This is a genomic window from Methylobacterium sp. WL18 (assembly GCF_008040015.1).
GTDB lineage: Bacteria > Pseudomonadota > Alphaproteobacteria > Rhizobiales > Beijerinckiaceae > Methylobacterium > Methylobacterium mesophilicum.
This window is the reverse complement of sequence record NZ_VRVD01001311.1, coordinates 1-479: the sequence shown is the minus strand read 5'-3', so window position 1 is coordinate 479 and position 479 is coordinate 1. Positions and strand designations below refer to the sequence as shown.

Below are 479 nucleotides of genomic sequence, written 5' to 3'. Positions count from 1 at the left end.
GCGCTGACCCGCTCGGCGGAGGGCGCGGGGGCTTCGGTCACCAGCGCCTTCGAGGGCCTCAAGGACAGCGCGGGAGCCGAGAGCGAGAAGGCGGCCCAGGGCGTGCGGCAGGCCATCGAGGAGGCCGCCCGGGAGATGCGAAGCGGCCTCGACGAGGCGCAGACCAAGTTCGGGGCCTCGGTCTCGTCCCTGCGGGAGATGGCGGGCTCGATCCGCGGCGAACTCGACGCGACTCGCGCCGAACTCGCCCGGGGCGTCCTCGACCTGCCGCGCGAGACGCAGGATGCCACCGGCGAGATGCGCCGGGTGGTGGCCGACCAGATCAAGGCGCTGAACGAGTTGTCGGCCCTCGTGTCCCGCACCACCCGCTCGGTGGACGTGGCCCAGCCGCAGGCCCAGCGCCGGGTAGCCGAGGGCGGCTCCCGCGCCGTCTCGGCGGCGCAGGTGAGCAGCGCTTCGACTGCGACGCAGGCTCAGCC

The 479-nt window shown here is 74.5% G+C and carries 1 protein-coding gene; it reads left to right on the top strand.

Going from position 1 to position 479, the window contains the following annotated elements; translation table 11 throughout:
- On the top strand, positions 1 to 479 hold a 479-nt coding region (locus FV228_RS32480; protein ID WP_147858033.1), incomplete at both ends, for a hypothetical protein.